The following is a 15590-nucleotide window of genomic DNA, read 5'->3' on the forward strand; positions in this document are numbered from 1 at the left end:
GGCGCAGTAGACGGTCTTCGGAGGGCGGTCGGATGGCACGGACGGTGGCGGGCTTGGACGCGCTGACTGAACCCTGGCCGGCCACCGAGGCCGAGGCGCGCGCCGTGCAGGAACGGCTGCGCGGCCTTGTTGTCACCCACGACGATTGCCCGCCGCTGTGCCGGCTGGCGGCGGTGGACGCGCATTACAGCGAACAGGACGGTTGCACCTGGGGCGCCGTGGCCGAGGTCGATCCGGACACGCTTGAACTGCGGCGCAGCGTGCTGCTGGCGCGCCGCACCGTGTTCCCCTATGTGCCGGGGCTGCTGTCGTTCCGCGAGGTGCCGGCGATGGCGGCGGCGCTGGCGCTGCTGCCGGAGCCGCCGGATCTCGTGCTGGTGGACGGGCAAGGGATCGCGCACCCGCGCCGGTTCGGGCTGGCGTGCCACCTCGGCGTGGTGACCGGACTGCCGACCATCGGCGTCGCCAAATCGCGGCTGATCGGCCGCTACGAGGAGCCGGGGCGGGAGCGCGGCTCCTCCTCGCCCCTGTGGCACCGCCGGGAGATCGTCGGCGTTGCCCTGCGCACCCGCGACGGTACCAACCCGCTGTTCGTTTCGGCAGGCCACCGCGTGAGCCTGCAGACCTGCGTCGATCTGGTGCTGCGCGTCACGCCGAAATGGCGGCTGCCGGAGCCGATCCGGCTGGCCGATGCGCTGTCACGGATGCACGGTTAGCCCGCCGCGGCCAGCACCACCCGCGCCAGCAGGGCGTCCCAGCCGTCCAGTTCCACCGTGCCGTCCACCTTCGGCGTCTCGGCCAAGGCGAAGACCGGCTTGAGCCCGACACACTTTCGTGTTGTCACCCCGTGCGGGCAGAAAGTCGCCTCGTGCGTCATCCGCTGGAAGTGATCCAGCCCGCATGGGCGACCTAGCCCTACTTGATTAACACTTAACGGTTGTTCTCGATCTTGGGTATTGGCTGAGGATACCCGATTTCGTAGCGAGAGGCGTTGTTTTCGTATGAGAAATTGCGGAAATCTACAAATAACACAATTTGGTTACCCGAGCAATGATGTGCGCTCCAGCCGAGTTGCATTGCCATACCGACGAACCAATTCTTAACATTGTCGGTAACGTATTTTGCATTTCCTTGATTTATCTGGTTGTACAGACCGAGGATTTGCTGCGGGCTGGCTATGATTGACGGGCTGTTCGGGCTCCTCTCCCTGGGGTCAGGGAAAATGAAAGGGCGAGGCATGCATCATCTCCGGTGAGAAGACTAGGGGAGGGCATATGGTGGTACATATGTACCACCAGATTTTTATGCAGGAAAGGGGGAATGTCGCCGCACTAGGTGGTGCAGGTGTACCACCTGAACTCACCTGCCTGGATGGGGCATGGGAAAGCGGACAGGCGTTCGCTTCACGTTCTTGCGAACCGGACAATCGCGTCACTTCCGTGTCGTGACCCAATCGAGGCGCGGTACGACAACGGCCTGACGCTGGCGATCGCCCGCACGGCGGCCCAGGAGACCAGCCTGATCGTCGGTTTCCCCAAGGTGGCACCCCTCGCCGCCGGCGAGATCACCGCGGTCGACATCCAGATCGACAGCGCGACCACCCGGCGCCCCCGGGCCATGGCACTCACGTCGATGATGCTGACGATGAAGGGGTTCGAGTAGCAGAGGAACAGAAAGTCCGATTGGGCGGCAGTGGCTGTAGGGAAAACCTCCCTGGTACGGTTTCCGTACAGCCGACCGATCCGACAGGGTTTGCCGTTCACGATACCGGGGACTTCGCTCTGGTGCTACGCGGCCCCCGTTATCCTGTCGGGAAACATGTGTTTTTCAACGGCTACGCCAGCGGTTGCCCGCTAGATCGGATTTCCTGCTCCATTGCTACTCAGCCCCCTACTCTTGGACGATCAGATCGCGCACGGATTGGAGAGCTTCCGCCCAAGCTTCGCGAACTATCGCGACGACGCGCGCGTCGCCGCCGCTCCCTTGCCTTCCCCGAAACCATTCGCTGTTACGGGCGTTGATCCGATCCCGATACCCCCGGCCGCGTTCGCTTTCGCAATCCTGCCAAAAAACGGAATCCAGCCGCAATTCATCCGCGTAAATGCTTTGGCCGACGAGTTGCGCCTTGCGCAGCAACCGGTCGAAACTGTCGTCCGCCACTCGCACGCATTGGCGTATGAGGTCGAAAGCGTCAGTCATTTCCTCGTCGTCCAAAAGATTCTTGGCGATTTCCCTTAGGCCGTTCAATTTGGGCTCGATCATCTGGGTCGCGATGCGGCGCGCGCCGTGGCTAAGCTGGTGCGGATAGTTGAGGTTGGGCCATTCGCCCGTCCGCGTCACGGATGCCGAGATCGTCCGGGGATGCGCTTTGGCGACCGCGGCGATCAGGCTGTCTTGGACATGGTGCGCCGACGTCGCTGCAACTTCGGCGTTGTGCGTCAGCCAGACTTCGAGCCGGTGCGCTGCGGCCCGCATGATTTCGCGGGATTGCTCCCGTTCGTAATTGGCGAGGAGCGCTCGGGCTCCGTCGATGATTTCGCGCACGGTATTGCGGTGGTGTTCTCGTACGGCCTCGATGCGCGCTTGGATGAACGACCGGAGCTTATCCGGGGAGTCTTCGGCGGAATTGAAAAATTCGATCGGTAGATGACTCAACCCGAGAGGGTGCAGTTTCAATTGGACTTCTTCCTCCTTGACCAAGCACCCTTCGTCCGCCGTTTCCACCAAGTAGCCGCTGTCTTTGACTTTCAGCGCGTCGCCCGGACGCGGCAGGACCAAGATTCCGACATGGCTGTCGAGCGTCCGCACGCCGCCTTCTTTGGCGCGCGTCAGAAGTTGCCTTATCTGCGTGGAAGGGGCTTCGTTGAAATGCGTGCATAACACCACGACCGTGTGCGGGTCGTCGAAATGCTGTTCGAGATCGGCCCGCTCGGCGACGTCGTCGATGCCTTGCGTGTCGATCAAGGTGACGGACAACGCCTCCTCCCCGAGAATGGTGTTCGGCACCACCATTTCGATGCGCTTCGGCAAAGTGAATTCCGGATGGCGGCCGTTATTCACGAATTCGAACGTTTCTTGGAGCCATTCCAATTGCGGACGGCCCACGTTGTCCGCGTACCATACGACCCGCTTGTCGCGCTTGTGCAATTCCATGCGCGCGAGAAGTTCCACGCAAAGCGCCTTCGGGTCGGGAAACTCTTCGGCAAGCTTTTTCCCGTCGTCCGAAGCGGGAATGACGGTCCCGTCGGGTTTCTTTTCGGCCCGCCGTTTCCGCAGGCCGGCCATATTGCGGATCGCGCGTTCGACCTCGCGCGATATGCCCACCGTTTCGCCCTCGGCGTCGGCGTCGTCGGGGGCGAGCGGGGCTTTTCCCGAGTTCAGCAGGAAATTCGCGAAATCCATGACGTGCCGCCGGAGTTCGTCTTCGGGGCAAGGCTCGATGATCAATCCGTATTGCGGGCCTTTCCTCAAATGGACCTCGCATATGGTTATGCCGCCCGATCCCGTTTCCAAAACCGTTTTCGGCATCCCTTTCGGCGTGGCGATTTCCAAGCTTTCGGCGCGGCAAATAGCGGTGGACTTCCCTACGGCGATAGTGCCGAGAAGGGCAACGCGGTAGCTTTTATTGGCGACCGATCCGGCGGCGGCCGACAATTCCGCCTCGTAACGGACCAGCCGGCGCTCGAAGAATTGCTTGACGTCGGGGCTTTCGGCCAATGCGTGGATTGCCTGCGCCGTCGTTTCCGCGTTCCAGAGGAGATCGGCGTCCGGGTCCGCCAGGGGCGGTTCGGGGATGATGCGCCACTGGCGGGCTAGAAGGTCTTTCAAGTTCAGCGCTTCGGGTGTGCCGATTCCCGATACGATGCTTTCGAGCTCGTCGTCGGTCAAAGGGCGTTCCCCTCCTTCGACCCGCGAGAGAACCGCAGGGCTCCATTCGATGCGCCGCGCGAGTTCGTTTTGCTTGTACCCAGCTTTCTCGCGCAGCATGGCGAGATGTTGCCCGACTTCGACTTGACGGCTCATGATCGCACTCCGGAAGAACCATTGCTGAAACGTTTCTATGCAACCACAGAAACGTTTCAGCAAGCGTTCGTTTCCGGCTGGGCGGCCGGCGTGGGCTGCCCTGTCGGATCGGTCGGCTGTACGGAAACCGTGCCAAAGAGGTTTTCCCTACAGCCACCGCCGCCCAATCGGACTTTCTGCTCCTCTGCTACTCGGACCCCATGAAGCTCGGCCGCGACGAGGCGTTCGTGTCGGCCAAGCGCCTCCTCCCCTTGGATCCCCGACGAGCTCGCCGTTGAGCACGTCCTGCCCGAACCTGACCGCATCACGATCATTGAACGTCCCCGGCGCCCCTCGTCCCCATGCCCGGCTTGCTCGACGCTGTCGTCGCCCGTGCACAGCCGCTATGAGCGGCGGCTGGGCGACCTACCGTGGCAAGGCCGCCCAGTGATCCTTCGGCTCCACGTGCGCCGGTTCCTGTGCATGATGTAAAGGCCGGCTGCCCGAAGCGCACCTTTGCCGAGGTCCTGCCCGGCGTCGTTCGCCCGTCCGCCCGTCGGTCCGAGCGTCTGGTCGACATCCAGCGCCACGTTGACCTCGCCCTGGGCGGGGAGGCCGGCGGCCGGCTTGCTCACCGTCTGGCCATGCCGGTCTCCGCCGACACGCTGCTGCGGCTCGCCACCGCGGCCCCTCGCGTCGAAGGTCCGGCGCCGCGGGTGCTGGGAGTGGACGAGTGGGCTTGGCGCAAGGGCCATCGCTACGGGACCATCCTGGTCGACCTCGAGCGCGGCGCCGTGGTGGACCTGCTGCCGGACCGGGACGCCGCCTCGTTCGCGGCGTGGCTGCGCGCACATCCCGGGGTGGTGGTGATCGTTCGCGATCGGGCCGACGTCTATGCCGACGGAGCCCGGCGAGGCGCTGCGGATGCGGTCCATGTCGCGGACCGCTGGCATCTGCTGCGCAACACCGACAAGCCGTTGAGGCGCCCAGTACCGATGACGGAGTGGATCAGGGCGTTGATGGTCAGCACCCCAGAGCGAGCGGAAGCCGTTGGTGACCTTGCGGAAGATGACGCTGGTGCGTAGTCCACCCAGCGTAGCAGCCGGCACAGGGCCGGAGCAAAGCACACATCGCCAGCATCGATGGCGTACTGGACGTCATGCTTGACATAGGCGGGACACACGGTGAGGTGGGTTGCGTTGGCGGTCCGCTGGGAGGCGCAAGAATGCATACGGCGGGATGCTGACATTTAGAATCAAGGAAGGCAAAGTACTAAGGCCATTAACCAATAAGAGGTTGTGGACCGACGTTGCTTGACCCGGTAGAATCGATGCCCGCAGGGTTTATGGTGAGGGGCGGGGGACGTATTATACCATGGCTGTATCTGAAAAATGAGCATAGTCGCCCTTGCCGATCATACGCATCCCCTTGCGTTACGCCCTCACTCCGATCTGGTTGCCGTGGACCTGTTTGCTGGCGCTGGCGGATTCTCGCTCGGTGCCATGCTGGCCGGTTTGCGGGTTGTTGCCGCGGTCGAGAAGGACAGGGACGCGTGCGAGACATACCGTGTAAACCTGGTCGCCCCAATCAAGGACGGCCCCAAGCTGTTTGAGGAAGACATCCTTGAGGTCAGTCCTAGGCGCTTGATGGATGAGGTGGGTTTAGTCCCCGGAGCGTGCGACGTTCTCATAGGCGGCCCTCCCTGCCAAGGTTTCTCGACACATCGATTGAAGGGTGTGGGAGTCGATGATCCCCGCAACAGACTGCTACTGCGCTATTTTGAATTTGTCGACGCGCTAAGGCCCAGGTTTTTCCTGGTGGAGAATGTGCCTGGCCTGCTTTGGTCCAGGCATGAAAAATACCTGAACGACTTTTATGGGATGGCGGCGGACGTTGGTTACACGGTGGAACCTCCCCGCCAGTTGAACGCCCGTGCTTACGGGGTGCCACAGAACCGCAAGCGGGTCTTCTTGCTGGGGCGAGACAATCGCGTCGTGCTGCCGGAGGTCACTTGGCCACCGACGCCCAGCCATCGTGCACCCGGTGACGCTGAAGGGGAACGCCACGGACTTCCGCTTTGGCGGATAGCTGAAGAGGTTTTTTCCATTCCCACGCCGGAGCCGGATCTCAACAACCGCTTCATGAACCCCAGCCCTCAGATGGTGCGCCGGTTCGAGAGCACCCCGCTTGATGGCGGTACCCGCCACCAGTCGAACTGCATACTGCCGTGCCACAAAGGTCATGACGGTCATAACGACGTGTACGGTCGGATCAAAACGTCTGTACCTGGCCCTACGATGACCACGGCCTGCATCAACCCGTCTAAAGGTCGTTTCGTGCACCCCTTCGAGCACCACGGCATCACGCTCCGGCAAGCGGCACGGTTCCAAGCGTTCCCGGACTGGTTCGTTTTCCAAGGCGGCTTGATGTCCTGCGGTGCCCAAATCGGCAATGCCGTACCGGTCGAGATGAGCCGGGCGCTTCTGCGCCCGTTTGTTCTGGCCGCTGATGCCGCCGAGTCCGGCGAAGGCAGGCCGGCGGAGGCTGCGTGATGCGGCAGGCCGCGTTTCAGACCCGCGCTCGCACGGTCGACCACCTAGGACGCGGGCAGATCGCCGACGCTCCGACGGCGGTCAGCGAACTCTGGAAGAACGCCTACGACGCCTACGCCAGATACGTAGGCCTCTACATCTTCGACGGTACTCCGGAAGTCGCGGCGGTGGTTGACGACGGCTGCGGCATGACCGCCGACGACTTCGCCGAGCGCTGGCTGGTGCTTGGCACGGAGTCGAAGTTCACCGACTCTTCGGTTTCCGTTGAGACCTTTGGTCTGGAGCCGCGCGAGCGACAGGGCGAGAAAGGCATCGGCCGTCTGTCGGCGGCCTACCTCGCGCCAGCGGCGCTAGTCCTCTCCAAGAGGGTTGGCGCGCCATTCGCAGCCGTTCTTGTCGATTGGCGCCTGTTTGAGAACCCCTACCTGAACCTGGACGACATCCGAATTCCCGTTGAGGAGTTCGAACAGTCGTCCGGCCTGATGGACCGGCTGCCTGCGATGATCGACCTCATCCGATCCAATCTCGGCGGGTCGAACGACGACCGTGGGCGTCGGCTAGCAGCGGCGTGGCAACGATTTGACGCCTTCGAGTTGGCGCAGGGCTCGCCCACGACCAGGAGCATAATCGAACGAGCTTGGGAAGAACTGCCGATTGGTGACCGGCATCTGGGCGAATGGCCAGTCTTTGCGGGCCTTGGCGAGCATGGGACCGGCTTCTTCCTGTTGGGCGTTCACTACGAACTCGCTCAATGGAACCGTCCCGACGTTCAGAACGATGAAATCGAAGCCGTTCGGGAACGATGGCGGCAGACGCTGAGTGGGTTTACCGACCCATATAGTGCAGGTAAGCCTGACTTCGACTATGAGGTGCTGCTTTACAGAGGGCGTACGCCAGCCCGGATCATTGGGAACACGGACGTGTTCGGGTATGACGACCTCTGGGCACTCGAGCATGTGGTCGACGGGGAGTTCGACGAGGACGGGGTTTTCCATGGTCGCGTGAAGGCGTTCGGGCGGGACCTTGGGGAGAGAACCTTCGTTCCGAAGCGTCCTCCTGGGAAGACCGGTCGTGATCGTCTGGGACCGTTCCGGTTTTGCATCGCAGCGGCTGAGCAGGACGCTCTCCGCTCGACGCACACGGCGAATCAACTCGAGATTATCAAGCAGCAGCAGGAGAAGCACGCGGGGGTCACTTTCTACCGCGACGGGCTGAGGGTCATGCCCTATGGCCGGGCCGACTCGGACGTCTTCGAGTTAGAGGGCCGCCGCGGCAAACATGCAGGCCGATACTATTGGGCCCACAGGAGAAGTTTCGGTCGAGTCGCCATTACCCGAGAACGTAACCCCAACCTGCGCGATAAGGCTGGTCGCGAGGGCTTGGTGGACAATCGCGCCTTCCGGGAGATGAAGGCGCTTGTGGAAGGGCTGTTGGTCGAGTTCGCGTTCAAGTACTTCGGGACGGATGCAGACCTGCGTATTGAAATTATGCCGGAGTTGATGGCTCGGAACGCGGCAGCCCGTAACGCGGCGGAAAAGGCCCGGTCCAAGCGGAAGGTCGGCCTGAAAGGTTTCCTCCGTAAGCAACGCGGAGCGTTGGACGGTCGGCTGTCGGAAGCCCAGGAGCTAGTGCACGATCTTGAGCGTGCCGCCGAGACCGGTGACAGGGAGAAGGTTGCGGTGGCGGCCTCGCGCCTTCAGGACATCGTACAGGAGCGGGTAGCCCTGAAGCCCCCGGCTGCGGGTGGAAAACTTGGGGATATGGAGGAGCGCTACCGGGAGTACCGGGACCGGTACAAGGCTTTCGTAGCGGAACTGGACCGAGCATCGAAGCTCCTGGCCGACGCTCAGGCTAAGTTCGGCCCCGTCGATCCAAAGGAAGTTCTAACGCGATCCTTCAGCAGCCATCAGGCCATGTTGGCGAACCGGGTGGACGCTTACATGAAAGAGGCTGATCAGCAGATCGAAGGCCTCCGGGGAATATGGCGCCGCCGAGCCGAAGAAGACCGGGCGAAGTATTACAAACTGTGCCGGCCGTTGCTGGAGGAAGACATCGAGGGTCTCTCGCTAGTCCGAATGCTGAACCTGCTGGATAAGCACCGCACGGACCTCGAGGAAGAGTTTGTCTCCACCTATGAGCCGTTGGTCAAATCGCTCCAGCAATTGGCCGAGGGCATCGACCTGGACAGCGCGCTGGCCGTCGTGGACGACGACCGACAGGCTTTGGAAGACAAGGTCAAGGATCTGAACGCGGTGGCTCAGGTCGGCATCACCGTCGAGATCATCGGGCACGAATTGGAGACGCTGGATGCGGAGGTGCGCCGTAACCTTGCCCGGCTTCCCGACGAGACTCGCCGGTCGACCGCCTTTAAGCTCGCCTATGAAGCTCACCATGCCTTGACCGAGCGGCTGCGTTTCCTGTCTCCGCTCAAAGTCGCCGGTTACCGGGCACGGGAGACCATCACCGGCCGCCAGATCGCTAGCTACCTTGAGGAATTCTTTGCGAGAGCGACTGCCAGCAATCGGATTGTCTTGACCGCAACCGACGCGTTTCGCAGCTTGACGATCTTGGATATTCCATCAAGAATATATCCTGTGTTTATCAACCTGGTAAACAACGCGGTGTACTGGACGTCCCAAGCAATCGACCGACGAATAACGTTGGACCTGGTGGACGGACTAGTCGTGGTGGCTGACAGCGGCCCCGGCGTTGACCCGGACGACCGGCACCGTCTGTTCGAACTCTTCTTCACCAAGAAGCGCTCGGGCCGGGGGATCGGGCTCTATCTCGCCCGGGTGAACCTCGCTGTGGCTGGTCACCAGATACGCTATGCCCGTGAGGAAGACCCTCATGTTCTTCCGGGGGCCAATTTCGTTATCGAGTTCAAGGGTCTTTCTAATGCAGCAGCTTAGTGCCTACCAATCGGCCGTTTTGGACTCCTTCCATGGCAAGGCCCTGAAGAGCGTCCTCCTCATTGATGACCAATTTCCCACCTATAAGGACGTCCTCCGTAACGATCGAGCTCGTTTTACGGAAGAGCCAAAGGCACTAAGGCTGTATGAGGCATTCCACAGGCGCAGGATGATCTGTGATGTCGAGAACGACGTCGCCAACCTCGACCTTGAGATTGAGCGGTTTAAGAAGAGCGATTTGATCGTTCTGGATTATCATCTTATTCCCGGGTCAGATGACGGAGTGAAGGCGGTCGACGTCGTGCTGCGGCTCAGCGCCTCGGCACACTTCAACACAATCATCATCTACACGCGGCATCGGAACCTGGCCGAGGTCTGGCTCGAACTTGCGGGCCGCCTTCGACAGGGCTGGGCTGAGGACGAGTCGGGGATATTCGACAAGGATGGCGAGAAGGCGGAGGAGTTGACGACGCAGTGGGATTTGCTCAGCGACCGTTTGCCTGATCCGCCGATCAGTTTGATCCGGTCCTACGTCACTCACGGTCAGAAAGGCTGGACGGAACACGCCGATGCCGAGGCCTTTCGCAAAGAGCTCGAAGCTGAGGGAGTTCCGAAATGGGCGATCTCTCAATTCATCGAGGCTTTGATCCACCGGTTCGTGCGGAACACTCTTAAGAAAGATTATGCGGGTTCCAAGAGGGAAGTGGCGGGCGCGTACAAGCCGGACTACGGAATCTGCTGGGTTCAGGCTGGGAACTGCTTTGTCGCCGTCGCACGGAAGGCGGACGGTGTCACCGCCGATGAGAATGATCCCGACGGACTTTTTGCGACGTTGGATGCGGCCCTTCTGGATTGGAAGCCCAGTTTGATCCAGGTGATCGGCTCGGAGATCCAAAATCTGCTGGAGTTGCAGGCGCTCGCCACGGACGAGCTCAACCTCAAGGATCCGCTGATCCGAACCGGCCTGTCCTACTTTATGCTCGAAGGACTCGGCAGCAAGATGCCGCCGGATGAGGACCGGGTCTGGGCTTCCGTGGAGACCATCATCGACAAGCTGGTGGATACGCTGAGGCGGCGCATCGGCGACGACGAGGCGCTGCGGACGATGGCCACGTCGGTCTTTCGGGAAAAGCTGCAGGAGATCGGTTGGGCTGAGCCCTCCACACCCAACGGGACATGGGACGCCGCCATCCAACTTGGCGCACCGCAGGTGAAGCCGGTAAAGGACAAGGTGGGCTTCGCCTTGAACTATTATCTCTCCAATGAGCCCCGTCCTCGGCGGCACGTAACGACGGGGACCGTGTTCCAAAAGGTCGGTACGGACGAGTTCTGGATTTGCGCCTCACCGTCGTGCGACATGGTCGCCAGGTCTCCGCACGAGGACCAGGTGTGGCTTCATAGCCTCTTCCCAACGATGCCGATGCTTGCGCTGCGTCTGCATTCAATGGGCAAAGTGGGTGATGCATTGAAGAACGCCACCCAAGGACGCCATGTATTCGTGCGGGCTGGTGAGCAGGAAAAGGCGTTCTGCATAGAGTCGTCGAGTGTCAAGCAGGTCATTTGGGAGTTCTTCTTTCTGCCTGGCAGCACCACTCTGACGGTTGCTGCAGGCCGCACGTCTACGTTCTCCGCATCACGAGTTCGGTTGAACGGCGATCGGCAGCCGGCGCTAGATACCGAGAATTTCGCTGTCGTCGGCCAACTCCGCCCTCAGAACGCCAGCCGCTTCCTGCAAATGGCTGGGCAGCACCTTTCGAGGATCGGGATGGATCATGTGAAGCTAGGCGGCTGACCGCAACGGTCGGCCGTCAGCGAACCGGTTGAGCGTTCAGGGTCGGAGCATGCCTCGATATTGGTGGGTGAATCATAAGCAGACGATCCGCCAGGAAATCGGCGGCGGTTATCTGTGGTCCCCGAAACGGGAGAACGGCGGCGCACGCAGTCAGTTCTACGAGAACATGCGGCTCGCCGATCCGGGCGATGTCGTGCTGTCCTTTGCGGACACATGGATCCGGCATGTGGGCGTAATTGAAGCGCGCTGCGTCACGGCGCCGAAGCCCGGGCATTTCGGTGCGGCCGGAGCGTATTGGGCACAGGACGGGTGGTGGCTGCCGGTAATGTGGATCCCACTCCCGAAACCGGTCAGGCCAAGGGACATTGCGGATCAACTGGCGCCTCTTTTGCCGCGCAAACATTCGCCTTTCAATGCCATCAGAAGAGCTGGCAATCAGAAAGCCTACTTGGCCCAAGTAGAGCGCGCAGTTGTAGAGGCCATTCTTGGCCGCGCCGGTCTAGGGTTGGAGGAATTGCCGTCTGGCGGAATCCGGGTGTTCGAGCAGATAGTCGAGGTGCTGGATGACGAGGCTGAGCGGGCCATCAGTCTGAACCTTGCGGTTGAGGAAACTGAAAGGCTGGAGCAAGTTAAGGCACGGCGGGGGCAAGGGTGGTTCCGAGCCAATGTGTCGGCTATCGAGAAGGCTTGTCGTGTTACGGGCGTATCAAATCCTGATTTGCTCATCGCGAGCCACATAAAGCCCTGGCGATCCTGCACAACGGGAGCGGAGCGTCTCGACGGGAACAACGGTCTCATGCTTGCGCCTCACATCGATCGACTCTTTGATCGTGGGTTCATCAGCTTCCGAGATGACGGGCAAATCCTGGTTTCCCCACTGCTGGCCCTATCCGACGTTGAACGCCTTGGATTGACTGTGGCATTGGCCAAAAATGTTGGCCCTTTCACGGCGAAACAGGCCATGTATCTGGAATATCACCGCGATTCAGTCTTTCTGCTCGAAGATCCTGATATATAGTCTGGACATATCTAACAAAACAAGAGCTGAAGAGCGCTGTGCAGAAAAAGCTGTCGGCATCGAAGTTTGGCCGCAGAAAATAAATCTCAGTTGCTTGCAAGCGCTTATTTCTGTCGCTTTCGCAAAAGTGCGCGCGTCCATTCACCGCTAACGTCCTTTCTCCTTGTTACCCCTCGCAGGAAGTCAGCGCACAATGCGCTCAGCGCATCCGGTTCCCATCGGGCAGGGCCGGTGATGCCGCACTCCCAAACGGTCAGGACGCGCCAGCCGGCTTCAATTAGCGCCTGCTCGGCTGCGGCGTCCCTGGCTTGGTTGCGGGCGATCTTTGCACTCCAGAACTCCGTGCGTGTAGCGGGTGGGCGCCCCCGCGGACAGTCGTGACCGTGCCAGAAGCAGCCGTGAACGAAGATGGCGGCGTGATACTTTGGAAAGACCAGATCGGGTCGGCCAGGCAGCTCTTTTCGGTGCAGCCGGAAGCGAAACCCTATCGCGTGAAGACTGCGGCGCAACGCTAGCTCGGGAGCGGTGTCCCGACTTGCAACACGACTCATGGCGAAGCGGCGCTGGTCAGGCGTGAGGGTATCCACAAGGCTTCTCCTAGCAGGCTGCTGAAAAGCTACCAGCGATGGGCTTTGAGCTGGATTTCGTCGCTAAGGTGGAAGCTGTAAAGGCCGGATGAAGTTTGGTCCATCCGCATTGGATCGCGGCGCTCCGCTGCTCACGGCGAGTCGGAGGCCGGACGTCCGGGGGCGGGGGCGGTCCTTGCGCGATGGCCTCGGCCGGAGTGAGGGCCAGCTTGGCGGCAGCAGCAAGGTCGTGCTGATGGCCGGTGAGGAGCGCGCCCAACGCGTCGCCGAGATTGCACAGGAGGTGCCACCGGTCCGCCACCTGTATGGCTTCGGGGGCGCCCTGGCGGATGCCGTCGGCGTAGGCGCCGGCGCGGTCACGGGCGACGACTGTCACACCGGGGTGCGCCTTCAGCCATGCAGCCACCGTGTCGCCTTGGCGGTCGGGCCGCAAGTCGATCGGGCGGTTGCGCTCCAGATCGACGATGAGGATGCCGTACGGGGACTACCCGGATCAGACGCAGCAACGTGTCGCCGCTGACCGGCATGGCGAGCCGGGTGGACAGCCGGGCACCGGGATTCCCGCCCGCACTCAGCGCGATGGTACGCTGCGCCTCGGCGAGCCTGCAGGTTCGCCGAACCCGGGGCGGTGCCACGGCGGGCAAGCGTTCGGCAAAGATGCGGCGCGGGCAGTCCGCGACCGCGCACCGGAAGGCGGCGCTCACCGGCTTTCAATTACCCACATCCGGCCGGGCCGCCGGTGACGGCGGCCCCCGCCTCGAACCCGGGCGGTCTCCAGCCTGTTGGCATCGAACGCTGTTCGGGAGGTGCCGATGGCCACGGGATCAAACGCATGGATCGAGGATGAACTCGCCGGCTGCCACTTTGCCGATGAGCGTCTGGGCCGCCGCCTGAGCACGTTGCTCGATCAGATGGCCGGGGCGATGGGCGACAGCATCCCCTTGGCCTGCCAGGACTGGGCCAACACCAAGGCGGCGTACCGGTTCTTTGCCAATGACCGGGTAAGCGAAGCGGACATTCTCGCCGGCCACTTCGACTCGACCCGCCAGCGGGTCGCCGCGACTACCGGCCCCCTCCTGGTCATTCAGGACACCACGGAGTTCTCCTTCCAGCGCGAGCATCCCGAGAAGATCGGTCAGACCGTCCGGGTGAACAGCGGTCAGGACCAGGAGGGACGGTTCCGCATGCACACCGTGTGTGGGCTGCTGATGCACGCCAGTCTGGCGGTCACGACCGAGGGCCTGCCGCTGGGCCTCGGCGCCGTCAAGTTCTGGACCCGGACCAAGTTCAAGGGCACCGCCGCCCTGAAGAGGAAGATCAACCCGACGCGGGTTCCCATCGAGCAGAAAGAAAGTGTCCGCTGGTTGGAGAACCTGCGTCGGACCACGGAGCGGTTCGGCGATCCGGCGCGCTGCATCCATGTCGGGGATCGCGAGAGCGACATCTACGAGCTGTTCTGCCTGGCTCAGGAGTTGGGCACGCATTTCCTGGTGCGGACCTGCGTCGACCGGCTCGCCCTGGGCGGCGATACGACCGTCGACGCCGTGATGGACGAGGTCGCCGTTCAGGGCGTGCATGCCATCGCCATCCGGGATGGTCAGGGCCGCGTCGGCACGGCGGAGGTCGAACTGACCTATCGCAGCCTGCGGATCTTGCCGCCGATCGGGAAACAAAAGCGCTATCCGGCGCTCACCCTGACGGTCCTGCATGCCCGGGAACGCGAGGCGCCCGCCGATCGGCCGCGCATCGACTGGAAGCTCCTCACCGATCTGCCCGTCCTCACCCAGGAAGCGGCCATCGAAAAGCTCCGCTGGTACGCGGTTCGATGGAAGATCGAGGTGTTTCACAAAATCCTGAAGTCGGGCTGCAAGGCCGAGGAGGCCCGCCTTCGAAGCGCCGACCGTTTGGTGAAGTTAATCGCCGTCTATTGCTTGGTGAGCTGGCGAGTCTTCTGGCTGACGATGATCAACCGATCGGCACCGGACGTCGATGCGGGGATCGTCTTCACCGATCGCGAGCAAGAGATCCTTGATTTCCTGATCCCGAACAAAGCTCCAGCCTTGCCCGGCAGCAACACCCTGGGCATCTATCTCACCAAAGTGGCCAAGCTCGGCGGCTATCTCGCCCGCGGCTGCGATCCACCACCGGGGAACACCGTCATGTGGCGCGGCATGGCGCGCCTGATCGACATCACCTTGGGCTCGGAGATCGCGCCGCAGCTTGTGGGTAATTGAAAGGCTCACCGGATGCGTACGTCGCTGCGGCCATTTTGGAGAAGAACCAAGTGATGTCGGCGTAAGTACCGCTAACCCCGCCGCTGTCCGTCGGTCTTTTCCTTGGCCTACGGAGCGGGACAGAACCATAGAAGGGCTCGCCGCCCTGTGCGCCCGACCTCGTGCACCAACCCACGTTTTTGGGCGCGGCGAAGGTTGGCAACGATCATTTGCCCAAGGGACAGGAATGCCTTGCGCTCCAGGGACAGCATCCGACGCGCACAAATGGCCGCGGCAATTTCCTGTGTGCTCAGCGGATAAGACATTTCCTGTAGAACAGCGATCGCTTCCTGCCCGAGTTCGTCACGCCGGAAGGATGGGAGGTTGTGCGTGTGTGCAACGACAATTTCGAAGTCCGGCCAGCGTCAATTACGGGTTCTTCCGCACTTCTGGTGCAAACAGGGGTGCCGGCGCGTAGCGGCATCCACACATAGAAGGAAGTCGCACTCTCCAG

12 protein-coding genes and 2 pseudogenes are annotated in these 15590 nt (G+C 61.8%); 9 read left to right on the forward strand and 5 right to left on the reverse strand.

Annotated elements, in window-relative coordinates:
* Positions 1–32 precede the first annotated feature (32 nt).
* Positions 33–716 (forward strand): deoxyribonuclease V, encoded by a 684-nt coding sequence (gene nfi, locus ACSVDD_RS28495; protein WP_448192806.1) that lies wholly within the window; start codon positions 33–35, stop codon positions 714–716.
* Here the strand turns inward: nfi and ACSVDD_RS28500 are convergent.
* Both ACSVDD_RS28500 and ACSVDD_RS28505 read right to left on the reverse strand, forming a co-directional pair.
* Entirely contained in the window at positions 713–844 is a 132-nt protein-coding gene (locus tag ACSVDD_RS28500; protein WP_448192807.1) for a hypothetical protein, read from the reverse strand. The two genes, nfi and ACSVDD_RS28500, sit on opposite strands and share 4 nt — an antisense overlap.
* Before the next feature lie 86 nt (positions 845–930).
* The gene (locus tag ACSVDD_RS28505; RefSeq protein ID WP_448192808.1) at positions 931–1239 is read right to left on the reverse strand and encodes a hypothetical protein; all 309 of its coding nucleotides are present in this window, start codon (positions 1237–1239) and stop codon (positions 931–933) included.
* Positions 1240–1344: 105 nt separating this feature from the next.
* On the opposite strand from ACSVDD_RS28505, the gene ACSVDD_RS28510 reads away from it, so the two are divergent.
* Positions 1345–1662: a hypothetical protein gene (locus ACSVDD_RS28510; RefSeq protein ID WP_448192809.1), complete on the forward strand. Its 318-nt coding sequence runs from the start codon at positions 1345–1347 to the stop codon at positions 1660–1662.
* A 228-nt stretch (positions 1663–1890) separates the two neighbouring features.
* Here the strand turns inward: ACSVDD_RS28510 and ACSVDD_RS28515 are convergent, their stop codons facing one another.
* Positions 1891–4023 (reverse strand): helix-turn-helix domain-containing protein, encoded by a 2133-nt coding sequence (locus ACSVDD_RS28515; RefSeq protein WP_448192810.1) that lies wholly within the window; start codon positions 4021–4023, stop codon positions 1891–1893.
* A 372-nt stretch (positions 4024–4395) separates the two neighbouring features.
* Here ACSVDD_RS28515 and ACSVDD_RS28520 point away from each other — a divergent pair, with 372 nt between their 5' ends.
* The 6 genes and pseudogenes from ACSVDD_RS28520 to ACSVDD_RS28545 all read left to right on the forward strand — a co-directional run bounded on the left by ACSVDD_RS28520 (position 4396) and on the right by ACSVDD_RS28545 (position 12276).
* Positions 4396–4494: a transposase family protein gene (locus ACSVDD_RS28520; RefSeq protein ID WP_448192811.1), complete on the forward strand. Its 99-nt coding sequence runs from the start codon at positions 4396–4398 to the stop codon at positions 4492–4494.
* 152 nt (positions 4495–4646) lie between these two features.
* Positions 4647–4910 (forward strand): annotated as a pseudogene (locus ACSVDD_RS28525) (ISL3 family transposase); the annotation flags it as partial.
* 483 nt (positions 4911–5393) lie between these two features.
* Entirely contained in the window at positions 5394–6554 is a 1161-nt protein-coding gene (locus ACSVDD_RS28530) for a DNA cytosine methyltransferase (RefSeq protein ID WP_448192812.1), read from the forward strand.
* On the forward strand, positions 6554–9466 hold the full coding sequence (locus tag ACSVDD_RS28535; protein ID WP_448192813.1) for an ATP-binding protein: 2913 nt from the start codon (positions 6554–6556) through the stop codon (positions 9464–9466). The genes ACSVDD_RS28530 and ACSVDD_RS28535 overlap by 1 nt, the downstream gene beginning before the upstream one ends.
* Positions 9453–11258: a response regulator receiver domain gene (locus tag ACSVDD_RS28540; protein WP_448192814.1), complete on the forward strand. Its 1806-nt coding sequence runs from the start codon at positions 9453–9455 to the stop codon at positions 11256–11258. Before ACSVDD_RS28535 ends, ACSVDD_RS28540 begins: the two co-directional genes overlap by 14 nt.
* A gap of 67 nt (positions 11259–11325) precedes the next feature.
* Positions 11326–12276, forward strand: a complete 951-nt coding sequence (locus ACSVDD_RS28545; protein WP_448192815.1) for an HNH endonuclease — start codon at positions 11326–11328, stop codon at positions 12274–12276.
* Between the two features lie 104 nt (positions 12277–12380).
* Here ACSVDD_RS28545 and ACSVDD_RS28550 read toward each other — a convergent pair whose 3' ends face one another.
* The gene (locus tag ACSVDD_RS28550; RefSeq protein WP_448192816.1) at positions 12381–12863 is read right to left on the reverse strand and encodes a very short patch repair endonuclease; all 483 of its coding nucleotides are present in this window, start codon (positions 12861–12863) and stop codon (positions 12381–12383) included.
* A 112-nt stretch (positions 12864–12975) separates the two neighbouring features.
* A pseudogene (locus tag ACSVDD_RS28555) lies at positions 12976–13555 on the reverse strand (transposase); the annotation flags it as partial.
* 120 nt (positions 13556–13675) lie between these two features.
* On the opposite strand from ACSVDD_RS28555, the gene ACSVDD_RS28560 reads away from it, so the two are divergent.
* Positions 13676–15097: an IS4 family transposase gene (locus tag ACSVDD_RS28560; RefSeq protein ID WP_448192817.1), complete on the forward strand. Its 1422-nt coding sequence runs from the start codon at positions 13676–13678 to the stop codon at positions 15095–15097.
* The last annotated feature ends 493 nt before the right edge of the window (positions 15098–15590 follow it).

This window comes from Azospirillum terrae (assembly GCF_053470425.1).